This is a genomic window from Nocardia gipuzkoensis (assembly GCF_021183645.1).
Taxonomy (GTDB): Bacteria; Actinomycetota; Actinomycetes; order Mycobacteriales; family Mycobacteriaceae; genus Nocardia; species Nocardia abscessus.
The window spans coordinates 2,525,204-2,549,139 of record NZ_CP089225.1 but is presented as its reverse complement, the minus strand read 5'-3'; the positions used below and the strand labels follow the sequence as shown (position 1 = coordinate 2,549,139).

At 67.6% G+C, this 23,936-nt stretch carries 23 protein-coding genes; 14 read left to right on the top strand and 9 right to left on the bottom strand.

Annotation, left to right across the window (positions count from 1 at the left end):
- The first annotated feature begins 384 nt into the window (after window positions 1-384).
- Window positions 385-1,845 (top strand): CCA tRNA nucleotidyltransferase, encoded by a 1,461-nt coding sequence (locus LTT66_RS11700; RefSeq protein WP_233066722.1) that lies wholly within the window; start codon window positions 385-387, stop codon window positions 1,843-1,845.
- A 5-nt stretch (window positions 1,846-1,850) separates the two neighbouring features.
- Here the strand turns inward: LTT66_RS11700 and LTT66_RS11695 are convergent, their stop codons facing one another.
- Complete coding sequence (locus LTT66_RS11695; RefSeq protein WP_233066720.1) at window positions 1,851-2,666, bottom strand: hypothetical protein; 816 nt, start codon at window positions 2,664-2,666, stop codon at window positions 1,851-1,853.
- A gap of 137 nt (window positions 2,667-2,803) precedes the next feature.
- On the opposite strand from LTT66_RS11695, the gene LTT66_RS11690 reads away from it, so the two are divergent.
- Genes LTT66_RS11690 through LTT66_RS11680 form a run of 3 tightly spaced genes read left to right on the top strand, consistent with a single transcriptional unit; the run spans window position 2,804 to window position 5,129 of the window.
- Complete coding sequence (locus LTT66_RS11690; RefSeq protein ID WP_233066718.1) at window positions 2,804-3,559, top strand: LamB/YcsF family protein; 756 nt, start codon at window positions 2,804-2,806, stop codon at window positions 3,557-3,559.
- 8 nt (window positions 3,560-3,567) lie between these two features.
- Window positions 3,568-4,275, top strand: a complete 708-nt coding sequence (locus LTT66_RS11685) for a 5-oxoprolinase subunit B family protein (RefSeq protein WP_233066716.1) — start codon at window positions 3,568-3,570, stop codon at window positions 4,273-4,275.
- Entirely contained in the window at window positions 4,272-5,129 is an 858-nt protein-coding gene (locus tag LTT66_RS11680; RefSeq protein WP_233066713.1) for a 5-oxoprolinase subunit C family protein, read from the top strand. Before LTT66_RS11685 ends, LTT66_RS11680 begins: the two co-directional genes overlap by 4 nt.
- Here the strand turns inward: LTT66_RS11680 and LTT66_RS11675 are convergent.
- Window positions 5,099-6,745: a DUF4185 domain-containing protein gene (locus LTT66_RS11675; RefSeq protein ID WP_408638777.1), complete on the bottom strand. Its 1,647-nt coding sequence runs from the start codon at window positions 6,743-6,745 to the stop codon at window positions 5,099-5,101. The genes LTT66_RS11680 and LTT66_RS11675 overlap by 31 nt on opposite strands.
- Window positions 6,746-7,027: 282 nt before the next feature.
- Between LTT66_RS11675 and LTT66_RS11670 the strand changes: the two genes are divergently transcribed.
- Window positions 7,028-7,525: a hypothetical protein gene (locus LTT66_RS11670; protein ID WP_181721371.1), complete on the top strand. Its 498-nt coding sequence runs from the start codon at window positions 7,028-7,030 to the stop codon at window positions 7,523-7,525.
- Here LTT66_RS11670 and LTT66_RS11665 read toward each other — a convergent pair.
- Together LTT66_RS11665 and LTT66_RS11660 are read right to left on the bottom strand one after the other, a co-directional pair.
- On the bottom strand, window positions 7,515-8,819 hold the full coding sequence (locus LTT66_RS11665; protein WP_233069148.1) for an MFS transporter: 1,305 nt from the start codon (window positions 8,817-8,819) through the stop codon (window positions 7,515-7,517). The two genes, LTT66_RS11670 and LTT66_RS11665, sit on opposite strands and share 11 nt — an antisense overlap.
- A 121-nt stretch (window positions 8,820-8,940) precedes the next feature.
- On the bottom strand, window positions 8,941-9,405 hold the full coding sequence (locus LTT66_RS11660; protein WP_233066710.1) for an NUDIX hydrolase: 465 nt from the start codon (window positions 9,403-9,405) through the stop codon (window positions 8,941-8,943).
- A gap of 235 nt (window positions 9,406-9,640) precedes the next feature.
- Here LTT66_RS11660 and LTT66_RS11655 point away from each other — a divergent pair, with 235 nt between their 5' ends.
- Together LTT66_RS11655 and LTT66_RS11650 are read left to right on the top strand one after the other, a co-directional pair.
- A complete protein-coding gene (locus LTT66_RS11655; protein WP_233069145.1) occupies window positions 9,641-10,429 on the top strand; it encodes a pirin family protein in 789 nt (262 codons plus the stop codon).
- A gap of 112 nt (window positions 10,430-10,541) precedes the next feature.
- Window positions 10,542-11,051, top strand: a complete 510-nt coding sequence (locus LTT66_RS11650; RefSeq protein WP_233066708.1) for a DUF4190 domain-containing protein — start codon at window positions 10,542-10,544, stop codon at window positions 11,049-11,051.
- Here LTT66_RS11650 and LTT66_RS11645 read toward each other — a convergent pair.
- The gene (locus LTT66_RS11645) at window positions 11,020-11,544 is read right to left on the bottom strand and encodes a hypothetical protein (protein ID WP_233066706.1); all 525 of its coding nucleotides are present in this window, start codon (window positions 11,542-11,544) and stop codon (window positions 11,020-11,022) included. The two genes, LTT66_RS11650 and LTT66_RS11645, sit on opposite strands and share 32 nt — an antisense overlap.
- 131 nt (window positions 11,545-11,675) lie before the next feature.
- Here LTT66_RS11645 and LTT66_RS11640 point away from each other — a divergent pair, with 131 nt between their 5' ends.
- The 3 genes from LTT66_RS11640 to LTT66_RS11630 are packed head-to-tail and all read left to right on the top strand — an operon-like array spanning window position 11,676 to window position 14,980.
- The gene (locus LTT66_RS11640; RefSeq protein ID WP_233066704.1) at window positions 11,676-12,527 is read left to right on the top strand and encodes a Scr1 family TA system antitoxin-like transcriptional regulator; all 852 of its coding nucleotides are present in this window, start codon (window positions 11,676-11,678) and stop codon (window positions 12,525-12,527) included.
- 10 nt (window positions 12,528-12,537) lie between these two features.
- Complete coding sequence (locus tag LTT66_RS11635) at window positions 12,538-12,912, top strand: DUF397 domain-containing protein (RefSeq protein WP_195100915.1); 375 nt, start codon at window positions 12,538-12,540, stop codon at window positions 12,910-12,912.
- 49 nt (window positions 12,913-12,961) lie between these two features.
- Window positions 12,962-14,980 (top strand): M13 family metallopeptidase, encoded by a 2,019-nt coding sequence (locus LTT66_RS11630; protein ID WP_233066702.1) that lies wholly within the window; start codon window positions 12,962-12,964, stop codon window positions 14,978-14,980.
- A gap of 72 nt (window positions 14,981-15,052) precedes the next feature.
- Here the strand turns inward: LTT66_RS11630 and LTT66_RS11625 are convergent, their stop codons facing one another.
- The 3 genes from LTT66_RS11625 to LTT66_RS11615 form a co-directional block, all read right to left on the bottom strand.
- Complete coding sequence (locus tag LTT66_RS11625; RefSeq protein WP_228820867.1) at window positions 15,053-15,952, bottom strand: L,D-transpeptidase; 900 nt, start codon at window positions 15,950-15,952, stop codon at window positions 15,053-15,055.
- Between the two features lie 406 nt (window positions 15,953-16,358).
- Window positions 16,359-17,582: a serine hydrolase domain-containing protein gene (locus tag LTT66_RS11620; RefSeq protein ID WP_233069142.1), complete on the bottom strand. Its 1,224-nt coding sequence runs from the start codon at window positions 17,580-17,582 to the stop codon at window positions 16,359-16,361.
- A gap of 127 nt (window positions 17,583-17,709) precedes the next feature.
- Window positions 17,710-18,219 (bottom strand): DUF6764 family protein, encoded by a 510-nt coding sequence (locus LTT66_RS11615; protein WP_233066700.1) that lies wholly within the window; start codon window positions 18,217-18,219, stop codon window positions 17,710-17,712.
- A 187-nt stretch (window positions 18,220-18,406) separates the two neighbouring features.
- On the opposite strand from LTT66_RS11615, the gene lppU reads away from it, so the two are divergent.
- Window positions 18,407-19,027: an LppU family putative lipoprotein gene (lppU, locus tag LTT66_RS11610; RefSeq protein ID WP_233066698.1), complete on the top strand. Its 621-nt coding sequence runs from the start codon at window positions 18,407-18,409 to the stop codon at window positions 19,025-19,027.
- A 492-nt stretch (window positions 19,028-19,519) separates the two neighbouring features.
- Window positions 19,520-20,971, top strand: a complete 1,452-nt coding sequence (locus LTT66_RS11605) for an MFS transporter (protein WP_233066696.1) — start codon at window positions 19,520-19,522, stop codon at window positions 20,969-20,971.
- Window positions 20,972-21,023: 52 nt separating this feature from the next.
- On the opposite strand, the gene LTT66_RS11600 is transcribed toward LTT66_RS11605, so the two are convergent.
- Window positions 21,024-21,698 carry a S1 family peptidase gene (locus LTT66_RS11600; RefSeq protein WP_181721382.1) on the bottom strand — a complete coding sequence of 225 codons (675 nt, stop codon included), beginning with the start codon at window positions 21,696-21,698 and terminating at the stop codon, window positions 21,024-21,026.
- 514 nt (window positions 21,699-22,212) lie between these two features.
- Between LTT66_RS11600 and LTT66_RS11595 the strand changes: the two genes are divergently transcribed.
- Together LTT66_RS11595 and LTT66_RS11590 are read left to right on the top strand one after the other, a co-directional pair.
- Window positions 22,213-23,067 carry an MlaE family ABC transporter permease gene (locus LTT66_RS11595; protein ID WP_181721383.1) on the top strand — a complete coding sequence of 285 codons (855 nt, stop codon included), beginning with the start codon at window positions 22,213-22,215 and terminating at the stop codon, window positions 23,065-23,067.
- Window positions 23,068-23,071: 4 nt separating this feature from the next.
- Window positions 23,072-23,935 (top strand): ABC transporter permease, encoded by an 864-nt coding sequence (locus LTT66_RS11590; protein ID WP_043700525.1) that lies wholly within the window; start codon window positions 23,072-23,074, stop codon window positions 23,933-23,935.
- Window position 23,936: the final 1 nt, after the last annotated feature.

The following is a 23,936-nucleotide window of genomic DNA, read 5'->3' as shown; positions in this document are numbered from 1 at the left end:
GGGGCTGTGAACTGCGGATGCTCGGTCTCGCATTGCTCGAGATTCGGAGCGGGGGTGCGCTGGGCAGCCGAGGTCAGGACGAAGTGGGTGTGATTTGGGTGGCTGATGGTCGGGGTCGATCGGTGGTCGTAATGCATCGTGGCTGCGGTCGCTCGGTCAGAGCGGCGCCGACGGCGCTGATCGGTCTCGTCTTCTCTGGAACCAGTGGAGCGGCGGCCCACGGCGGCGTGGGGCGGGAGCGGTTCGCGGTTGGCTGGTTCTGGTGGTGGAGGCTCGTGCTCGGAGGCCGCTGGCTGGGTTGATATCGGAGTCCTTATATATCGGGGCTGCTGTGCGGGGCTGCGCCGCCGTATTCGCTGTGGTGGCTCGGTAAGCTGCTCATTCGTGGTTTCGCCGAAGTCCGAGGACGCTGCGCTGGATAGACGTACCCGATTGCTGGCCGCGGCGGCGGTGACGCTCGGGGGGCTATCGGATGTGCTGACGCCCCTCGGCGAGCTGTTCGCGGCGCGGGGGCACGAGCTGTACCTGGTCGGCGGGAGCGTGCGGGACGCGGTGCTCGGCCGGCTGGGAACCGATCTGGATTTCACCACCGACGCGCGGCCGGAGGCGGTGCAGGACATCCTGCGTGGGTGGGCCGATCATCTGTGGGATACCGGTGGTCTGGCGTTCGGCACGGTCAGCGCGGCCAAGGCCGGTCAGCAGCTGGAGATCACCACCTTCCGCGCGGACAGCTACGACCGGGTGTCCCGCAATCCCGAGGTGACCTTCGGTGACTCGCTCGAAGAGGACCTGGTGCGCCGGGACTTCACGGTGAACGCCATGGCCGTGAAGATCGGCGCCGACGGCGCGCTGGAGTTCGTCGACCCGCTCGACGGCATGTCCGCCCTGCTCGAGGGGGTACTGGATACGCCTGCCGCGCCGGAGGATTCGTTCAACGACGACCCGTTGCGCATGCTGCGCGCCGCGCGGTTCGTCTCTCAGTTGGGCTTCGAGCCGCATCCCCGGGTGAACACCGCGATCACCGCGATGGCCGACCAGATCGACCGCATCACCGCCGAACGGGTGCGGGTCGAGCTGGACAAGCTGATCGCGGGGGTGCATCCGATCGACGGCATCAACGTCATGTGTGAGACCGGTCTGGCGCAGCGGGTGCTGCCGGAGGTCCCAGCGATGAAGCTGGAGATCGATGAACACCACCAGCACAAGGATGTCTACTGGCATTCACTCACCGTGCTCGAGCAGGCCATCGACCAGGAAGACGGCGACCCCGACCTGGTGCTGCGCTGGGCCGCGCTGCTGCACGACATCGGCAAGCCCGACACCAAACGCAACGAGCCGGGCGGCGGGGTCAGCTTCCACCACCACGAAGTGGTCGGCGCGAAGATGGTGCGCAAACGGATGCGGGCGCTGAAATACCCGAAGCAGTTCACTGAGGACGTGGCCCGGCTGGTGTTCCTGCACCTGCGTTTCCACGGCTATGGCAAAGGCCAGTGGACCGATTCCGCGGTCCGCCGCTATGTCACCGACGCCGACGACCTGCTCCCCCGCCTGCACAAACTCGTGCGTGCCGACTGCACCACCCGCAACAAGCGCAGGGCCGCCGCGCTGCGCGCCACCTATGACGAGCTGGAATCCCGGATCGAGCGATTGCGCGAACAGGAGGACCTGGCCAAGGTCCGCCCGGATCTGGACGGCAACGCGATCATGGAACTGCTCGGCCTGCCGCCGGGTCCCGAGGTCGGCCGGGCCTGGCGCTATCTGAAGGAACTGCGCCTCGACCGCGGTCCGATGGACCGCGACGAAGCCGAGGCGGCGCTGCTCGAATGGTGGAAGACGCAGAGCTGACCAGGTCAGAAGACGATCAGGGTGGTTCCGGCCAGGATCGCCGAGCGCATCTGGGCGAGATCGAACGACCCGGTGATCTCCGGCAGTTCCACGCGGAACCGGATCAGATCGCCGTCGCGGTCGGCGTGCGCGATCCGGGCATCCTTGGGCAGGCGCTCGAGCGGTATGGCGGGCACGTCGATCACGCGGCGGGGTATCCGGACGCCGAACCACGTCGCTCTGCGTATCTCGATGTACAGCCGGTTGTCGCGGACCGATGCGTCCACCAGCGCGGTGAGCAGTCGTCGGCGGTGCCGGGCTCGGATCAGTCCGCTCGGGTGCACGTCCAGGGCCCAGTCCAGCGGCTGGGTGTTGAGCCACCCGACCAGCGCCGCGGTGGTGACGGTGCCGTCGAGGTCGAGCCGCGCGGTGCGCACCTTGGTCGGCACACCGGGTATCAGGCGGACGCCGTGCGCGATGACGGTCACGGACTCGATCGGGTGATCGTCCCAGCGCAGCCGCGACAGCACGGTCTTGGTCTGGAAGTGCGCGCCGCGGCGGCGCACCTTGAGCACCTGCAGGGTGGCGTGCAGGTCGTGACCGAGCAGTGTCGCACTGACCTCCTGCCCGCCGAACCGGCTCAGAATGCCCTCGCTGAGCATGGTCATCAGCACATCGGGCAGCAGCGCCGTCACGGTGCCCGCGCCGAGGTCGGCGACCGGATCCATCCAGGCGGTGCTCAGCGCGACCCACTGTTCCAGCCAGGATTGATCGAACAGGCGCTTTCCGAGATCGACAGCCCGCAGCGGCGACCAGGACTTCGGATCGAAATACGTGGCCATGATTGAACTGAGCGTACTTGGCGCGGCGGGCCGAACCCGTGCGCTGTGACCCAGGTCGCGCGGCCGGGGCGTCCTTGCCCGAGCGAGCGCTCCGGCGAGAGAATCGTAATGCCGTAGGCAATAAATGGAGGACGTACATGGCGCTGGATCTGAACAGTGACCTCGGCGAGGGCTTCGGACCGTGGATGATGGGCGACGACGCCGCCATGCTCGACATCGTCACCAGCGCGAACATCGCCTGTGGATTCCACGCGGGTGACCCTGCCATCATGCGCAGGACCTGTGCGCTCGTGGTGGAGAAGGGGGTGCGGATCGGCGCCCACGTGGGATATCGCGACCTGGCCGGTTTCGGTAGGCGAGAGATCGCCGTCGCGCCCGGCGAACTGCGCGACGAGGTGCTGTATCAGGTCGGCGGGCTCGACGCTTTCGCGAGAGCCGTGGGCGATCGGGTGCGCTACGTGAAACCGCATGGGGCGCTGTATCACTCGGCCGCGCGCGATCGGGATGTGGCCGACGCGGTGGTGGCCGCGATGGCGGAGTACGACCTGCGGCTCGCCCTGCTCGGCCCGGCGGGGACCCAGTTGGAGGTTGCCGCCGAGGCCGCAGGGGTGCGCTTCGTCGGCGAAGGTTTCGCCGACCGTGCCTACACGCCCGACGGCTCGCTTGCCGCGCGCGGTACGCCCGGTGCGGTGCTGGGACCGCAGGAGGCGGTCGCACAGGCCGTTTTGATCGCCAAGTCGGGCGCTGCGCGTGCGGCCGACGGCTCCGGCGAGGTCACGGTGCGTGCGGCGAGCATCTGCGTGCACGCCGACTCCCCCGCAGCGGTGCAGATCGCCCGGTCCATCCGCACCGCGCTGGACGAAGTCGGCGTGCCGGTCGAGCCATTCGGCTGAGGCCGGACATGACGACGGAGGGCCCGGTGACCCGCGCGCAGCGGCAGGCGGCCGAGGAGGCGATCCGCGCGGCGGGCGATCGGGCGCTGTTGATCACGCCCCAGCGGCGTGACCTGGTCGCGGAACTCGTAGCGGCGCTGCGCGATCGCCCGGTACCCGGCGTGCAGGACATGCTTCCGGCAGCGGAAACCGTACTGCTGACGCTCGACGTGCCGCGCGATGGAGAAGCGGTCCGCCGTGCGCTGACGACGCTCCTCATTTCCCTGCACGCCAAGCAGTCGACCGGTGTTTCCCGTGGAACATTGCCGGACAACGCTTTCCGACCCGAACCGGTAGCGATCCCGGTGCGCTACGACGGCGTCGATCTCGACGACGTGGCACGGTTGCTGGAAATCACGACGGCCGAGGTGATCGCCGCGCACACGGGCACGGTGTGGCGGTGTGCCTTTGTCGGATTCGCGCCGGGCTTCGGCTACTTGGAAGCGTCTGACGGCAGGTTCTCCGTTCCGCGCCGGGCACAGGCGCGCACATCGATTCCGGCGGGTGCGGTGGCGCTCGCCGGCGGATACAGTGCGGTGTATCCGCGGAGCACGCCCGGCGGGTGGCAGCTGATCGGCACCACCGACCTCAGGATGTGGGATGCCGAGCGCGATCCGCCCGCGTTGATCCGCGCGGGCGCCACGGTTCGGTTCGTCGATGCGAGGAGCGACGGATGATCGTCGTCGACGAGGTCGGTCCACTCGCGACCATCCAGGATCTCGGAAGGCCGGGCTGGTTCGATTCCGGTGTCGGCCTCGCGGGTGCGGCGGACCGCGGGTCACTGCGGCTGGCCAATCGGCTGGTCGGCAACCCGGAGGGGCACGCGGCGATCGAAGTGCTCCTCGGCGGGCTCGCCCTGCGCGCCGAGGAGCACGTCATGCTGGCGGTCACCGGCGCGCCTGCGCCCGCCACCGTCGACGGCAGGCCGGTGGGGCACGCGAGCGTCCTAAAACTCGAGCCGGGTCAGGCACTCCGGCTCGGCTACGCCTCCCTCGGACTGCGTGGCTACGTCGCGGTGCGCGGCGGCATCGACGTACCGGCGACGCTCGGATCCCGCAGCCGCGACACCATGTCCGGTCTGGGGCCGGAGCCTCTGCGAAAGGGCGATCGCCTCCCGATCGGTCCTTCTCCGCACACGATTCCGGTCGTGGACGTTGCCCCGGTCGCCCTGTTGCCCGCGGACGCCGTCACCGTCCGCGCCGTGCTCGGCCCGCGCGACGATTGGTTCTCCGATGCCGCGGCCCTGTTCGATGGCGAATGGGAGGTCTCCTCCGAGACCGACCGGATCGGCGCCCGCTTGGATCGCCGGACCGGTCCACCGCTGACCCGCAAGGTCACCCGTGAACTGCCGACCGAGGGCATGGCGCTCGGCTCGATCCAGGTGCCGCCGAGCGGGCAACCGGTCGTCTTTCTCGCCGATCACCCGGTCACGGGCGGTTATCCGGTGATCGCGGTGCTCCTCGATGCCGACGTCGACGTGATCGCGCAGGCGCGACCGGGTCAGCCGGTGCGATTCGTGCGGGCGGGCTGACCCCGGCGCGCGCTCGGATCCAGCCGGGCGTGCATGAGATACACGTTGTAGCTGTCCCACGCCGAGATCATGAAGTACAGGTCCTCGCCGGTCGACCACGGATGGATGAACCCGCCGTAGGACTTCGGGTAGTCGGCGGTGGAGACCAGTGGTATCGCGTCCGTCCACGCGCCCTGCGGGCTCGCCGCGGTACGCAACACGATCGCGCCACGGGCCGAATCCAGGTAGACCATCTGCCACTGCTCGGTCTCCCGGTCGTAGCGCACCGAGAGCTCACTGGCCATGCCCAGTACCAACGGGGTGGCGTGGTTCTCGGCGGCGGGCGCCCAGCTGCCGCCCACCCAGTATTGGTAGGCGGACTTGTTCAGAATCTGGTGTTCGGGCACGCGGGCCAGGGCGATCATGCCGACGCGCCCGTTGGGCGTGCCGAACATGTAGACGTAGCCGTCGTGCGGCACCATGGCCGCCACTTGGAACTTGCCGAGGCCGAACAGGTTGTCCCACTTGGCATGCTGGTCTTTCCGCCAGGTTCGACCGTGGTCGTCGGAGTAGGCGATACCGCCGTAATTGGTCCACCACAGCCCCGGGATGCGGCTCCACCTGTTGACCGACATGTAGCTGAGGTAGTGGCGGTTCCCGACGGCGAACCCGGAGGTCGGGATGGTGGTGGTCTCCCAGTTCTTGACCTTGCGGCTGCCCAGGATCTCCGCCGCGTGACAGCGACTGTCCTGTGCGAAGGTGTCCAGGGTCAGCCCGTCGGACAGATCGCGGTCGGTGCTGAAACCGATGACGTTGCTGCGCCAGTCCTGATCGTCGTTGCCCGCGCCGCCGCCACCCCAGCCCTTGCCGAAGGTGTCACCGAACACCACGGCGACCTCACCGGGCGTGGTCTCCCACATCAGGCCGAGATCGGTTCCGTCGACCTGCCAGCGCATGTCGGTGCGGTTCTGCGAGCCGTGCCCGGTCACCTGCTCGACCAGCCGGACCGACTCGACCCTCGGCGCGGCCACCGGCGCCGCGAGCGGACCCGGTTCGGCCGGATGGACCACGTGGGGTGGAGCGGGCTGTGGCTCCTCGCCCGGTCCGCCGGGCACCGGCACCGGAATCGGCTCGATTTCGGGCTTGAATTCGATGCGCGGCAGCTTGACCGGCGCACCGGAACCAGAGCCGGAACCGGAGCCCGAACCTGATCCCGAGGCGGAGCCGGAGGAGCCGGAACTCGAACCGGTTCCCTCGTCGGTACCGGTTCCCTCGTCGGTGCCGGTCTCGGGCGTCGGGCTGGGGTCGGGATCCGGCTCGGGATGCTTCGGGTTGTCCCTGATGTCCGGGCACGGGTTGTCACATGGATTCGCCGGCAGCGGGTCGGGGACGATGCGCGTGTTGTCCTGCGGCGGGTCGGGCACCGGAACCGGCGTGAACTCCGGAATGGGCACCGGGATGTCGATCTGCGGCGGCAGCGGTGGCGGAGGGGGTTGTGCCGGATCGGGCTCGCGAGCGAGCGGGTCGAAACCGACCTCGCCGCAGCTGTTCACCGGCGGCGGCGCCCACGGGAACGGCGCGGCCTGCGCGGCGGGCATGGGCAGGGCGACGGCGCCGACGAGCAGTGCGCCGACCATGGCCGGTGCCCAAGGGGATGCGATTGCGAATGCGCGCGTCACGTCGGCCCGGCCGCGGCTAGCCGGTGATCGGGCGCCTGGTGGCGGATCGAATTCTCCACGTGTCCAGCAGTTCTCGTACCGCGTCGAGGTGGTGCACCGGAGAACCCATGTCGTGTTGACTCCTGTCGGTCGGCCGCTGACAGGTCAACTTACCGGAACGACAGTCGCGAACGGGGGACGGTGAATCGAAAAGCCCGCGCGTAATGGAACCGGAGCGGCGCCGCACGCGTCCAAGGACATATGAACGAGATCGAGTACGTGTTCGGTACCGGCGACGGACCTGTGCACGTGTGGACCAGCGAGGCCGATCTGGAACTCGGCGGCACGGGCACGGCCGACGCGGTGCGGCTGGACTTCGACGGGGACGGCATCGCCGACGACGCGCTGTGGGATTCGGCCGGCTCGGGCCGCGCCGACATCGCCGCGCTGGATCTCGACGACGACGGGGTGCTGGACCATTTCTTCACCGATCCCACCGGCCTCGGCACGTGGAACCACCACGTCACCGGTCTGCCGGGCGACGCGTCGAGCGAGCCGCTGGACTGGATCGTGCGAACGGACGCTCCAGTGCCGGATCTTGCGCCCAGCGGTGAACAGCTACCGGATTCGCCCCTGCCGGAGCCGGATCAGGGAGGCGCACCATTCGGCAGCCCGGCCGCGGGCCCGCTTCCCGAGCACATCGCACACTGGCTCGGCCGCGACGGACGAGACCTCGACGACGAGCCTTTCATCGCCTGAGTGCGCCGCGTCGCATGTTCAACGCGATGGCAGCGATGCCCGTGGCGTAGGTCGCCGCGCCGCCGAGCACCACGGCGGCCGAGTGCCCGTCATCCGGAACGACCAGGGCGGCGACCGCGATCGCCAGCACGAACGCGATGTTGAAGACGGTGTCCTGCAACGCGAAGACCTGACCGCGCCGGGCGTCGTCTATATCGATCTGCATGGTCGCGTCACCGGTCAGTTTGATCGTCTGTCCGGCCAGGCCCAGCAGGAAGGCGCCGACCAAGAGGAGTTCGTGCGCCCGCTCCGCCGCGGCGTCCGAGTCGGCGAACGCGATCGGCGTCACCAATGTCAGTTGCACCAGCATCGCGGAGATCAGACCGGCGATCACGGTGCGCGCTCGCCCCAGCCGGGGAATGAGCAGTGGCGTGACGACGGCGGCCACCAGCATCCCCGCCGCCGTCGCGGCGATCGCGACACCGAAACCGACCAGGCCACCACTGAGTCCGGAGGAGTCCACCGGGGGGTGGCGCAAGACCAGCACCATGATCAGCGTATTCATGCCGAACACGATCCGATGGGTCCCGATGCCCAGCATCGCCGTCGTGACCACTCTCGATTCCCATACCGCCCTGGCGCCGGTGCGCAGTCCGGTGGCGATCGCGTGCACGGTGTTCTCGCCTTTGGCCGCGTCGGGCCCCGGACCGAGCACGCGCGGCCGGAACCCTGCCGACAGCGCCGCGCCGACCACCGACCCGATGCCGCTGATCGCGACCGCGACCGCCGAGCCGAAGTCCCCCGCTCCGATCAACCCGATCACACCCACGGCGACGGCCGCGCCCAATCCGGCGCACCCGGAGGCGACCGTGGCCAGTACCGAGTTCATCGGCACCAGCCACGCCTGCGCCAGCACCTGCGGCAGCGCCGCGGACACTCCGGCCAGGACGAATCGGCTGACGCCCACCACCGCCAAAGCCAGCAACAGCAGCGGCGTCTCGTCGGCCCCGGCCAGCAGCCCCGCGCTCGCCAGCGCGATCAGAACGGCGCGCACCACATTGGCCACCAGCAGCACGGTGCGCCGATCCCACCGGTCCAGCAGCGCCCCCGCGTACGGTCCGATCAGCGAATACGGGAGCAGCAGCACCGCGAAGCCCGCCGCGATGGCCAGCGGGTCGGTCTGCCGCTCGGGATTGAACAGGATCGCGCCGGACAACGCCGCCTGGAACATCCCGTCGCCGAATTGCCCGGCGAAACGCACCACGGCCAGCCGCGACACGCCCGGACTCTGCCGAAGTGTGACGCGCAGTCCCACCGGCCGATGCTCTGCGGGAGTGAGGCCTTCGGCGTGACCAGTCGACACGTCCGCGAGCGTACTGCGTTCGCCGCCGACGCCGCACGCTGCGTCTCGGTGACGAAGTCCCGCGGCGGGCGGGTCACACCCGGTCGACGAGCACGCTCACGGTCTCCCGCATGTCGGGCGCCATCGGCAGCCCGTCGAGCGCGTCCGCGTCGATCCAGGCGAAGGCGTCGTGCTCCCCTGGCGCGAGCGCGACGTCACCTGGCTGTGCTTCCACGACGAAGGTGTATTTGCGCACTTTCGCCTTGGTTCGGGTGGCGTAATCGAATCCGCCCAGGAAGTCGGTGACGGCGCGCATCCGCAGGCCCGTTTCCTCCAGCAATTCCCGCTCCACGCACGCGGCGAATGTCTCCCCAGATTCGACGCCCCCGCCGGGAAGTTCGTACATACCGCCGTGATAGTCGTCGGCGACCCGGCGCACCACCAGGAGCCGGCCTTCGCGGAACACGGCGACGCCGATCACGAAGTGCGCGATGCCGTCGCGACGAGCTTCGCTGCGGAGTTGCTGCTCGATCCGGGCGAGGTCGTCGGAGTCCAGCACGTCGTTACCTCCGGTTGTCGTTGTCGCGCTTGGCAATCGGGGTCGGACCACGATATCCGACGAGGTGACCCGGCGTTTCGACCTACCGGTCGGTTCTGCTCGCCTGCCGTTCACCTTCCGGTCGCTCGCGTAAAATGCCGAGTGCGGCACAATTTACTAGGAATGCGGAGTACCGCGGCGGAAGTGCTCCTACCCTGAATGGCGATCGGTGCACGGTCCCGAGAGGAGGACCATGATGTCCACACTCACGACACCACACATCGATGTCCACCGTGGCGGCGACCGCATGAAGACGCGGGTCTCCTGGCTGGATTCGAAGCACTCGTTCTCCTTCGGGGAACATTACGATCCCGACAACACCCACCACGGCCTGCTGCTGGTCAACAACGAAGACGTCGTCTCCCCGGGGCAGGGCTTCGACACTCACCCGCATCGCGACATGGAGATCGTCACCTGGGTGCTCGGCGGCAGCCTGGTGCACCAGGATTCCCTGGGCCACAGCGGTGTCATCTATCCCGGGCTGGCCCAGCGGATGAGCGCGGGCACCGGCATCCTGCATTCGGAGAAGAACGACGCGTGGCGATTGGACGGCCGGGTCCCCGAGCACGACGAGCCCGTGCATTTCGTGCAGATGTGGGTCGTGCCCGACGAGCCGGGGCTCATCCCCGGTTACGAGCAGCTCGAAATCGATGACGAACTGGCCGGGGGCGGTCTGGTGACGGTCGCTTCCGGCCTGCCTCGCTACCGCGATCGCACCGCCATCGCCATCAACAGCAGCCATTCGGCGCTGCACGTGGCACGTATGGCGAGCACGGAGCCGGGCGCCGAGCAAGTGATCGACCTACCCGACGCGCCCTATTTGCACTTGTTCGTGGCGCGCGGAGAGGTGGACATGGAGGGTGTGGGCCCGCTCTACGAGGGGGACGCGGTGCGTTTGACCAGGTCGGGCGGCCAACGTGTGGTGGCGCGGCGGCCGTCGGAAATCCTGGTATGGGAGATGCACGCACGACTGGGCGCCCAATAGCCGGTTCGCATTAACATCCGTCCGTAGGGAGCGCGATCAGTAGGCGACGCGTGCACCCCCGGATCACCTCGTCCGGACCGAGCATCGCGAGGCACCGACGGAGAGGAAGTCCATGTCGCAATATCCGCCCCCGCCGCCCGGCCAGTATCCGCCGCCGGGGCAATACCCGCCACCGGGTCAGTACCCACCGCCCCCCGGCGGTCAGCCCGCCTACTGGCAGGAATCGCCGAAAGGCCGCGGCCTGGCGATCACCGCCTTGGTGCTCGGCATCCTCGCGTTGCTGTTCTTCTGGACGATCATCGGCGGCTACGCCTGCGGCGTCTTCGCCGTCATCCTCGGCGTCATCGCGGTGGTCAAAGCCCGCGCGGGCACCGCGGGAGGCATGGGCATGGCGATCACCGGTGTGGTCCTGGGTGTGCTCGGCATCGTCGGCGCAGTCCTGCTCACCATCGTCGGTTACAGCTTCTTCATCGACTCGGGTGGCAAGGACTTCGTGGACTGCGTGAACAAGGCCGGCAACGACCAGTCCAAGATCGAGCAGTGCGAGCGCGAGTGGAATCAGAAGCTGCAGGACAAGTACAGCATCACGCTCACTCCGCCACCCGCGCCGACGCCCCGGTAGCCGCGGCGCACGCCCGGGTCGCGGCGATCACCTCGGCGAATTCGCGGCGGAAGTCGCCGTCGGGCGCCACGACCCAGGTTCGGTAGCCGCCGTGCTCGTCGGTGGGTGAGGGCAGCACGATGTGGCTGCCCGGCAGTGCGATCGAGGCGCAGACCCGGAACAGATCGGCGAACAGTCCGGTGTCGAAATAGGAGTTGTCGGTGGGGCCGGTCAGGAACGTCCAGCGGTCCGCCCGCGGATGCGCGATGACCGGTCCCGGCCGGGACTCGGCTCCGGCGGCCAGCCGCTCGCGCACGCGCCGGCCGAACACGGCGGGCATCACGACCGCTCCGACCGCGCCGACTTCCAGCATGATGCGACCGAGGATCGGATCCACGAGGGCGTACAGCTTGTTGTCCTCGCGGTAGCGACGGCAGCGAGCGAACGCGTCCTGGATCGCCGGGAACTCCGTGGACGCGAGCTGTCTGCCTGATTCGATGCGCGATGTACTCATGACAACCTCGCCTCGCTGCCGGTGGAGCGTGCTCGGAAGATATCGATCGCTGGTTTCGACAGTAGCCCCGCGCAAGTCGCTTGACAATAGTCACCGGGCGGCGCGTCCGGGTGGGCGTAGCATCCCCACCTATGGCACCCGTCTCGCCCACCGTGGCCCGTTGGGAACTGGTGCTTCGGCTGCGTGAACTGCGCGAACAGCGGGGGTTCGACTCCGCGGGCTTCGCGCGGCGAGTGGGATTCACCCCGGCCAACTGGTCCCATGTCGAGAAGGGCAGGCGGGTACTCACCACGAAGACCATCGGCCCGGTGCTCGAACTGCTCGAGGTGGAAGCCGAGGAACGCGCCGAGCTGCTGGCGCTGCTGGAAACCAGTAAGCAGCGCGGATGGTGGACGAAGTCCTCCGCACTGATCGGGCCGGAGTTGCAGCGGCTGTACGGCATGGAATACGGCGCGCAGAGCATCCGCAGCTACGACAGCCTCGTCGTGCCCGGCTTGTTGCAGACCGAGGACTACGCCCGCGCCCTGATCAGTGCCGACGTGATGATTCGCCCCGTCCAGGTCGAGCAATTGGTGGCGATCCGGATGCGACGCCAGCAGCGGTTGCGCGGCGCGCAGCCGGTGGAGCTGACCGCGGTGTTCGGCGAGGGCACCCTGTTGCAGCAGACCGGAGGCCCGGACGTGCTGCGCGGGCAGCTGGATTATTTGGCGGAGATGATCGAGGAGCTGGACACCGTCGAGGTGCGTGTGATCCCGTTCGCGGCCACCGCGGGCGCGGTGCTCGGCGGGTCCAGCTTCCACCTCATCGACTTCGCCGGCGAGCAGCTGCCCACCTTCGGCTGGGTGGAGAGCGCGGTGTTCGGCGGGGCCGTCGAAGACCCGGATCTGGTCCGCGATCTGCGCTTCGCCTACCAGCGCGCGATGCAGCAGTCGCTCTCACGGATGGAGTCGTTAGCCCTGATCAGACGCTATTCCCGCGTGTAAAATCCTGCCCATGGCCATCACCGCACGGCCGGTACGCACCGGCTGGTTCACATCGACCAGATCGAACAATGGCAACCAATGCGTCGAGGTCCGGTTCGAGGGTGACGCGGTGCTCATTCGTGACAGCAAGTATCGCCGCAACCCGGCCGACCGCCCCGCCGAAGAGCCCGTCATCACCGTCACCGCAGCCGAATGGACCGCGTTCCTCGACGCCCTGCGCACCCATGGGCGATCGCATGGCGAACTGCGCGCGCACACCACCGCCGACGGTCACACCGCACTGCGCCACGGCGAGATCACCTTGACCTATACCCCAGAGGAGTGGGACGCCTTCGTGCTCGGCGCGCACGACGGCGAATTCGACCGCGTCGTGTCACCCGTCTGAGTTCCGTGCCCGGCGCCCGGCCGGCAGGCACATCGGCATACTGGAGACCGTGACTTCCGAAGCGACCCGTCCTTCCGGTATCGATCTGTCCCACCTCGACCAGGACGTGCGGGTGCAGGACGACCTGTTCGCGCACGTCAACGGCAAATGGCTGGCCGAGCACCGGATTCCGGCCGACCGGGCGGTGGACGGCGCCTTCCGCGCGCTGTACGACCAGGCCGAGCTGGACGTGCAGGCGATCATCCGGAATGCCGCCGACGCCGACGCCGAGCCGGGCAGCGACGCACGCAAGATCGGCGACCTGTACTCCAGCTTCATGGACACCGATGCGGTGGCCGCGGCCGGGCTCGCGCCGATCGCCACCGAGCTCGCCGCGATCGCCGAGGTCGGCGACAAGAAGGCTTTCGCCTCGCTGCTCGGCCGGTTGCAACGCACCGGCGTCGGTGGAGCCGTCGCCGTTTTCGTCGACACCGACGACAAGGACTCCAACCGCTATCTGGTGCATGCCACCCAGTCCGGCATCGGCCTGCCCGACGAGTCGTACTACCGGTCCGACGAGTTCGCCGAGATCCGGGCGAAGTACATCGCGCACATCAACCGCATGTTCGCCCTGGCCGCCGCCGACTCCCACGTCGCCGCGCTGTTGCCGAGTGACCTCGGCACCGTCGGCGACCGCATCTTCGCACTGGAGCGGAAACTGGCCGCCGGGCACTGGGACGTGGTGCGCCGCCGCGACGCCGAGCTCAGGTACAACCTGGTCACGTTCGATGCCTTGGTCGCCGAGAATCCCGAGTTCGACTGGGCCGCTTGGACTTCCGCGCTGGCCGACGGCGTCGACCCGGCCGGGCCCGAGTTGTTCGCCGAGCTGGTGGTCCGCCAGCCGGACTATCTGCGCACCTTCGCGCGGCTGTGGGCCGAGGAGCCGCTCGCGGATTGGCAGGCCTGGGCGGCCTGGCGGGTGCTGCGCTCGCGTGCGCCGTATCTGACCGAGGCGGTGGTCGAGGAGAACTTCGACTTCTACGGCCGCACGCTCACCGGCGCCGAGGAGAATCGGGAGCGCTGGAAGCGCGGCGTCACGCTGGTGCAGGACCTGCTCGGCGAGGCGGTCGGCAAACTGTATGTGGCCGAGCACTTCCCGCCTGAGGCCAAGCAGCGGATGGTCGAGCTGGTGGCCAACCTGCAGGAGGCATACCGCCGCAATATCGCCGAGCTGGAGTGGATGGGCGAAGGCACCCGGCTCGCCGCGCTGGCCAAGCTGGAGAAGTTCACCCCGAAGATCGGATACCCCGACAAGTGGCGGGACTACTCCGGTGTGGTGATCGACCCGGCAGATCTGCTCGGCAACTATCGCAGGGGTTACGCGGCCGAGCACGATCGGGACCTGAACAAGCTCGGCGGTCCGGTCGACCGGGACGAGTGGTTCATGACCCCGCAGACGGTGAACGCCTACTACAACCCGGGCATGAACGAGATCGTCTTCCCGGCCGCGATCCTCCGTCCGCCGTTCTTCGACATGAACGCCGACGACGCGGCCAACTACGGCGGCATCGGCGCGGTGATCGGCCACGAGATCGGACACGGCTTCGACGACCAGGGTGCGAAGTACGACGGCGACGGCAACATGGTGGACTGGTGGACCGGCGAGGACCGCGCCGAATTCGGCAAACGGACTACCGCACTGATCGAACAGTACGACGTGCTCTCACCCAAGGAACTGCCCGACGAGCACACCGTGAACGGCCAGTTCACCATCGGCGAGAACATCGGCGACCTCGGTGGTCTCTCCATCGCGCTGGAGGCGTACAAGATCTCGCTGGACGGCGCCGCCGCGCCGGTGATCGACGGGCTCACCGGCCTGCAACGGGTGTTCTACGGCTGGGCGCAGGTCTGGCGCACGAAAGCCCGCGTGGAGGAGGCCATCCGCCGGCTCGCCACCGACCCGCATTCGCCGCCGGAGTTCCGCTGCAATGCGGTCGTGCGCAATATCGACAGCTTCCACGAGGCGTTCGACGTCAAGCCCGGCGACGCGCTGTACCTGGAACCCGCTGAGCGCGTGAAGATCTGGTAGTTCCAGCGGCGATCAGCGCCGCCGGTCTCCGGTCACGGCAAAGACCGGAGACACCGGAGTCTTGCGGCTCGGTTAGTTCCAGTCGCCCAGGCCGTCGCTGGCGCTGAGCGTGCCGCCCTGCGTGTTCTGCACGATCACCGGGTCGCCGCGGCGCACGTTCTCGAAGAACCACTGGGCGTCTTCGGTGCTGACGTTCAGGCAGCCGTGGCTGGCGTTGGAGACGCCCTGCTGGGCGACCGACCACGGAGCGGCGTGCACGAAGATGCCGCTGTTGGAGATGCGGGTGGCGTACTCGACCTCGAGCTTGTAGCCCTCGGGGTCGGTGACCGGCACGCCGTAGGTGGACGAGTCCATGATCATCTTGCGCTGCTGCTCGCCGACGATGTAGGTGCCGTTCGGCGTCTCGTGCTTGGGCTTGCCCATCGAGGTGGGCATCTCCTTCACCACCTCGCCGTTGCGAGTGACGGTGATGGTGTGGGTCTCGTCGTCGGCGGTGGAGACGAACGCGTCGCCGATGCGGAACGAGCTGGTGGTGCCGCCCGCTTGCACCTGCACGTCGGTGTTGTCCGGCCAGAATTCGTCCGGCCGCCAGCGGACCTGCTTGTCGCCGCGCCAGTAGAAGTGGCCGGGAGCAGGCTTCGAAGAGGTGATCTTGATGGCTTGCTCGGCGGTGGCGTGGTCGGTCACCGGTTCCTTGAAGGTGATGATGATCGGCTGGGCGACGCCGACGACCTCGCCGTCGGCGATGTTGATCGAGGGCGGGGCGAAGTTCGCCTGCGGCGCCGGCTCGGTGGCCGCGGCGGCCGAGCCGGTGTCGATACCCGGAATCGGTTCGGCCTGCGCGGGCGCGACGAGCATGACACCGGCCGCCGCGATCGCGGCGGACAGCAGGACGCCCTCGCGCAACCGACGGGCTAGCCGAGCTCCCTTACGGTGAGCAGGCAACGACGCGGTGTGCAAAGCGGCATGCATAGGTTTCTCGTCCATTCCATCTCTCGCGCGCGCGACAGCGCACGTAGCGAGATCTTTCATTTCGGCGCGGAGCCAGAAGAGCGCCCCACAGGTATTGACGGCCCGACCCGTTCGTCCCTTCCTACCGTTTCGGCGCATGCTCGAGCCACCCGCGTTTCAGAGTTATGCGTCACGCGGTCGATTTGTGCTGTGGGTCACAATTGGTCCTGGCGGGTATCTATGCCGTGAAACCACCCGGTCAGGCCATCGCGCACCCGTCGGATGATGATCGACAGATGGGTGAAAGTTGGTTCTCCGCAAACCTGTTAGTGACAAAGCTCACTGAGAGGGCGTCGGGAAATCGCGCGAGGCGGACCGTCGCGATGTTGTGCGCGTCGGCTCCCCACCTGCGTCGTCGGAAGGCCCGCTAGTGGGTGATCCGCTTGTACTTGCGCACCGTGGTCTGGGCCGTGGCGGCCAGTCGCGCCAGCCTGGCGTCGCCGAGCGCGGTCACCATGCTGCCGAGCCCGTTGGTCACGAACGCGATGGACATGCCGAGATCCAGGTCGGCGTACGCGCCGGAGCCGCCGACGCCGTAATGACCGAACGCGTTCCGTGGCTGCTGCTTGGACATCAGCACCGGCCGGTGATAGCCGAGGGTGAAGCGAATCGGCACACCGAGCACGTAGTCGCGGCTGTGGGCGGGCTGCACCTGGCTGATGGTCGCGATCGTCTCCGGCCGCAGGAACCGCACGACGCGCTCCGATCCGCTCGCGCCGGCGCCGGACGCGCCCCGTTCCGGTCGGCCTGCGTAGACCACCCCGTCGTTGGCCAGCGCGCCGTACATCCGCGCCAGCGCGCGTGCCGTGAACACCCCGTTCCAACCGGGCATGACCGAGTCGTGCACCCGAGGGTCACGGACCAGTTCGTCGAAGCTTTCCGGCATGCCCGCCTCGGCGAGCCCGCGCACGGGTCGCACCCAGGACAACACCGAGGAAGCGGTGTTCCAGCGGATTCCCGGTGGGCCGAGCGGACGGAAGATCTTGGCGATCCGATGCCGTTCGGATTCCGGGACGCGGAACCAGTACTCGTCCAAGCCGAGCGGCTCGGCGATCTCGGTGCGCAACACGTCGGTGAACGGTGTGCCGGTGGCCCGCTGCACGATCTCGGCGACCAGCCAGCCGAAGGTGATCGCGTGGTAGCCGGAGGTGCGGATACGGCGCGGGTCCGGCGGGCTGTCGGCCAGCGCCCGCACCACCGCGTCGTAGTGCAGGATGCCCTCTCGGCCGGGAACGAGGCCACGCACCCGGTGCAATCCGGCGCGATGCGAGAGCACATCGCGCACGGTGATGTCGTCTTTGCCGTGCGCGGCGAACTCCGGCCAGTACTCGGCGACCGGCGTGTCGTAGCCGATCAGCCCGCGTTCGGCCAGGCGGTGCACGACGGTGGAGGCCACGCCCTTGCCGGTGGAGAAGGTGAGTGCGACGGTATCGCCGTTCCAGCGGCGTTCCTTGTCCGCCCAGCCGGCCCAGATGTCGACCACCGGTCTGCCGTCGAGATAGACCGCCAGTGCGCCGCCACCGCGCGTGGGCTGGGCGAAGACCCCGAAGAACTGATCGGCGAGCCGGATGAAACGCGGGTCGACCAGCATCTCGCGCGGGGCCGCCAGTTGCTCGCGCGCCGAATCGGCGGGCTCGAAGTCGTCCGCCGCCATTGCCGAAACCATGGGGTCACCTCCTGACCGCCGTTAGTCGGGCTGGTCAACCAGGGTAACCCGTTCAGTGGGTCTGCCAGAGCCCGAAAGGCGTGGCGAGGCACGCGTCGCCGGTGGTCGCGTTCCACGCGAAGGCCGCGACGCCCAGGCAGACGACCGCCTGTTCGGCGGTCTCCACTCCCGCTCGCGACCCTTCGAGCGCGATCGAGATCGCGAACGTCCGCGCCTCGGGAGCGTCGGTGATCGAGGTCAGCGCCACGGCGTCGGGGCCGAAGCCGACCGCCACGGGCATCCCGCCCGCGCCCTCGCTGGCGCCGACGCCTCCTGCCGCCCCGATGCCGATGGCCGTCGCGCCGAGCGTCGCGTTGGCATAGCCCACCCCATCGATGCCGGTGGCCCCAGCTCGGCCGTAGCTGTCGGTCGCCGCCCGGCAGGCCGTCTCCCCGTCGATGACGGTGACGTCGGTCCCGCGTTCCGAGCGACAGTGCACGTCGGCGGCGGCGGCCACTCCCGGGGAGACGAGGGAGCCTCCGATCGCGGCGGTCGAGCAGACGATTGCGCTGATCAGCTTCACCGGGAACTCCTCTCGAACCAGAAATCCCACCATACCCAGACCGGTTGGCGGCAGATCGTTTCCGGCTTCGGCTCGACGCGCGCTCGGTCGATGGTGTATTCATGGCGTGGTATTTCAAGCACAGCCATGGCAACTTCGAATTACGGGGGCGTGAGTTCGCCGGCGTTACAGCTCGGGAGGACTGTACGTGTCTCGTCAACTGACCTGGGGTCGTCTCGCCCTTGCCGGGTTCGCCATAGCGGCGGGACTGTCGCTGGTCGGGTGCAGTTCCACAATCAGCGGCACCGCTCAGCCCGCGGTGGACAACGGGACGATCGACGCGGTCGTGACCAGCACGCCGAAGCCGTCCTCGGGCAAGCCGACGCCGAGCACTGGCAAGCCGACCACGAGCAAGCCGAGCGGCAACACCGACTTCGACGCGAACGTCGGAGACTGCGTGACGCTGGGGGGCACCACCACCAACGCGACAATTGAGAAAGCATCCTGTGGTAGCCGCGCCGCAAACTACAAGGTGGTCGAGAAGAAGTCGAAGAGTTCGCAATGCGTGGGCGACCGTGACAACTACTATGCCGAGACGGTCAACGGAATCGAGACGGGGGCGTACTGCCTGGACATCGATTGGGTCGTCGGCGGCTGTATGGATACGGGCGGTGAGGACCCCAAGCGGATCGACTGCACGGAGCCGAGTATCGAAGGCGTCAAGGTCGTCAAGATTCAACAGAACGCCGATGATGTCAACGTATGTACCAGCGGGGTTGGCTTCGTCTATGAGAAGCGGCGCTTCGTGGTGTGCGTCCAAACGCTTTGAGCTGGTCAGCCGGGGTACGAGTGGAAGCTCAGTGCTACCTCGGCCGACCAGCGTGATTCGCTACTTGTCGAACCGGAATCCGTGGTAGGGGTTCTGGTACTTCGGGACCGGCTTGCAGACGCCGACATCAACCCCCATTGCGTTCTGTCGCGCCCGTTCCTCCTCGCAGGAGTACCGGTCTTTGAACCAGACCGGGTCGGCTTGCGCCGGAGCGGTGCCGAGTATCGGAATTGCCAGAGCGGCTATGATGCCCGTCAGAACCGTAGATCGACGAAACATGTTGATCCCTTCAATCAACGCACTCCCCCTGAGCGCTATCTCGGAGACTACCGGTCGAAGGTCCGCGACAGCCAGGAAATTATCTGTGGCACTGTCTGTTTGGTGTGTCGATGGCACGACTGTTCGCTCGGTACGCACGAAGCTGGACGTCGGTCGATCCCAGCAGGGAAGTCCGCGACCCTCGGGACCATTGCGGACCGCTAGGTTGGGTTGGTGAGCGCCACCGAGTTACCGCGGCTGCAATCGGGCACCGGTCGTTGGATTCTGCTGGCCACCATCCTCGGATCGTCGGTCGCCTCGCTGGACGCGACGGTGGTCAACATCGCGCTACCGCGGATCGGCGAATCGCTGGAAACCGATGTCGCCGGACTGCAGTGGACCCTGAACGGGTACACGCTGACCCTGGCCTCGTTCATCCTGCTGGGCGGCTCGCTCGGCGACAAGCTCGGACGCCGCCGCGTCTTCGTGTCCGGAACCATCGCTTTCGCGATCGCTTCGGTGCTGTGCGGGGCCGCGACGAGCATCGAAATGCTGGTCGCGGCCCGGATCCTGCAGGGCGTCGCGGGCGCCATGCTCATGCCGGGCAGCTTGGCCCTGATCTCCTCGTCCATCGATCAGCGCGATCAAGGCGCGGCGATCGGCCTGTGGTCCGGCTTCGGCGGTGTGGCGGGTGCGCTCGGACCGTTTCTCGGTGGCTGGCTGATCGACCTCGCGGGGTGGCGGTCCATCTTCTTCCTCAACGTGCCGCTGGCCGTGGTCGTCGTGCTGGTCGCGTTGCGACATGTGCCCGAGAGCCGCGATCCGAACGCGGCCACCCGGCTCGACGTGCCCGGCGCGCTGGTGGTGGCGCTGGCCCTCGGTGCGCTGACCCTCGGACTGATCGACACGATGCCCCTGCTCATCGTGGCCGGTGTCGCCTTGCTGGGTGCGTTCGTCCTGATCGAGCTGCGCAGCGACCACCCGTTGGTGCCGCCCGCGCTGTTCGGCTCGCGGGTGTTCACCGCGGCGAATCTGGTGACGTTCGCGGTCTACGCCGCACTCGGTGGCGTGTTCTTCCTGCTGGTGCTGGAATTGCAATTGGTGGCGGGATACTCGCCGCTGATGTCCGGCGTCGCGACCGTGCCGATCACGCTGATCATGCTGCTGCTCTCGGCTCCCGCCGGGCGCTGGGCGCAAGCGCACGGGCCGCGCATCCCGATGACCGCGGGCCCGTTGCTGGCGGCGGCGGGCCTGGTGTTGCTGCTGCGCATCGGGCCCGAGACCACCTACCTCACCGATGTGCTGCCCGGTGTCCTCGTCTTCGGACTGGGGCTCGCGGTGCTGGTGGCTCCCCTCACCGGCGCGGTGCTCGGCGCGGTGCCCGCGAGCGAGGCGGGCATCGCCTCGGGCGTGAACAACGCCGTGGCGCGGACCGCGCAACTGCTCGCGGTGGCGTCGCTGCCCGGCCTGGCGGGCATCTCGGGCGCGCTGGGCGATCCGGCCGCCTTCGACGACGGCTTCGCCACCGCGATGTGGCTGTGCGTCGGACTGCTGGTGCTCGGCGCGATGCTCGCCGCGGTGCTGCTGCGTCCCGAGCGGCGCCCGGCGACCTTGGACAATGTGGATTGCATGCCGCAGTGCGCGGTCGCGGGTCCGGCGCTCGCCCCGGCGTCGAGCGAAAAATGAGCGGCCCGAACGGATCGCTGTCCGTTCGGGCCGCTCATCGGGTGGTGTCCGATCAGATCGGGACGTAACCCGCGCCGACGCCGCCGCGTGCGTTGATGTCGGCCATGACCGCGCTCAAGTTGGTACCGACCTCAGGACCGAAGCAAGCGATGGCCAGGTAGGCGTTCACCATGCCCACCAGCGTGCTGCCGACGACGACCGGCGCACCGGAGTCGCCTTCCACCACGCACATCTGGCTCCAGGTCTCGACGTTCGTCCGGAATACGTCGCCCCAGGCGATACCACAGGTATTGCCGGTGGTGCGCCCTTCCTTGCACACGATCTGCGGGAAGGTGGCCGGTCCGCCGATTCCCGTGATGGTGACGTTGCCGACCCGGTTCACCGGAGTGATCTTGCCCGGATCGAATTGGATGACGGCGTAGTCGAGATCATGGTTGGAGTAGGCGAACCGGCCGATCACGCCCGCGCCCCGATCGGCCTCGGCGTACACCTGTGCGCCCGGGTCGCCGCAGTGCCCCGCGGTCAGTCCGACCAGACGTCCCGCGTTGTCGTGGCCGACAGTTGTGACCGTGCACTCGAACTGGTTGTCGATGATGATGCCGGATCCACCGCCCAACACCGGCGGGCCCGTTTGGGCGTTAGCGGCCCCAGCGCCCGTGCCGAGCAGCGCCGCGCCCAGGGCGACGGCGAAGGCGGCGTTGGCCACCTTGGCGAGTTTGCTGAACATGTCCCTCCAGACGTCGGAAGCCCGCACGATATCAATCTGTCGCACCCATCGTGTCAGTAATCGACCTCGGGCGCGTCACCTACTACCGGGTTGTCCCCACTGTTCCGCGCTTCAACCCTATTTCATACATCTGTGACCAAATGTATCTTACGGGCCAATAGCATTTCGCTATCGCAATTGTGAAAATCTCGTGTCCATTAGTGCTCGAGTGATAGTAAAGAGTCGTTGTGCTGGTCCTCGGAAACAAATTCGATTTTCGATGAGAATCCTCCGAAATAATTCGCAACCGCCGGTATAGAACCGGCATTCGCGCAGATGGGGCTGTAGCTTGTGCCAGAGGTCGGGTCGCTATCTTTGGGGACGTTCCCAATGTCTTGCGGCCTTTACCGCGACGGTGAGCGACATCTATGACTGCGGTCACAAGTCGGTGGTGTGTTCTGCACTACTCCGTAGTAAGGTGCGTCAAGCAAACGAGTCGCCGGGGTAGCCAACCGGCGTCGAGGAGGGTTAGCCAGTGCAGTCGACCGAGAGTCCACCATCAGGGTCACGGTTCAGTGATGCGGTCGATTGGACGAGGTCTTACTGGCAAGATCATCCGAAGCGTTCGCTGGAGACCTTCGGCAGGCAGATCACGATGGGTTTCGCGGCGGTCGCCGAGCTGTTCGTGTCGATTTTCCGCAGGCGCTTTCCGTTCGGCGAGTTCGTCCGGCAATGCGCGTTCATGGCCAGCGTCTCGGCGGCGCCGACCTTGCTGGTCGCCATTCCGATCGGCGTGATCGTCTCCATCCAGGTCGGCTCGGTGGCGGGCCAGGTGGGTGCCACCTCGTTCATCGGCGCCGCCAACGGCCTCGGCATCATCCAGCAGGGCGCCCCGCTGGTCACCTCGCTGATGATCGCGGGCGCGGTCGGTTCGGCGGTCTGCGCCGACCTCGGCTCGCGCACCATCCGCGAAGAGATCGACGCCATGAAGGTCATGGGCGTCGACCCGATGCGCAGGCTGGTCGCGCCGCGCCTCGGCGCCGCGATGCTGGTGAGTGTGCTGCTGTGCGGCTTCGTTGTCTTCGTCGGCTTCCTGACCGGCTACATCTTCAATATCTTCGCGCAGAACGGTACGCCGGGCTCCTATGTCGGCACCTTCTCATCGTTCGCCGTGACCACTGATCTTCTTGTCGCGCTGGTCAAATCGCTGATTTTCGGTCTGCTCGCGGCAATCATCGCCTGCGACACCGGATTGAACACCCGGGGTGGCCCGGGTGGTGTCGCGAACTCGGTGAATTCCGCAGTGGTGAGCTCCGCCATCATGCTGTTCGGGGTGAACCTCATCATCACCCAGGTTTACAACGCACTATTCCCGTCACAGGTGGTCTGAGCCGGTGTCATCAACCTATGTACCGCCGCTGCTGCGGCCTCTCCAGGCGTTCCGGAAATCCGCGCAGGCACCGGTCGATCTGCTCGCCCGGCTCGGCCACCAGGTGTTCTTCCTGCTGCGCTCGATCGGCTCGATCCCGCTGGCGCTCAAGCACTACCCCAAGGAAGTCTGGCGCCTGCTCTCGGACGTCACCTGGGGCAACGGCAATCTCGTCGTCGGTGGCGGCACCATCGGCGTCGTCGTCATCCTGAGCGCCTTCGGCGGCATGACGGTCGGCATCCAGGGCTACAACTCGCTGAACCTGCTCGGCCTGAGTCCGATCACCGGTGCGATCTCGGCGTTCGCGACGACCCGCGAACTCGGCCCACTGCTCGCGACACTGGCCTTCGCCGCCCAGGCGGGCTGCCGGTTCACCGCGCAGCTGGGCGCCATGCGCATCTCCGAGGAGATCGACGCGCTGGAATCCATCGCCATCCGGCCGCTGCCGTATCTGATCAGCACCAGGATGTTCGCGGCGATGGTGGCCATCATCCCGCTCTACTGCCTCGGGCTGACGATGGCCTACGTCTCCTGCGCGCTCACCGTGCAGCTGATCGGCGGCACCGCCACCGGCACCTACCAGCACTACTTCTATCAGTTCCTCGTCCCGACCGACGTCATCTATTCGCTGATCAAGGCGATTCTGTTCGTAGCGATCACCACGTTCATCCAGTGCTACTACGGCTTCTTCGCCTCCGGTGGCCCCGAGGGCGTCGGTGTGGCCGCGGGCCGCGCGATCAAGATGTGCATCATCGCGGTCGTTTTCGCGAACCTGTTCATGACATTGGCGATCTGGGGCATCAACCCAGGCATCCGAATCTCGGGGTAGA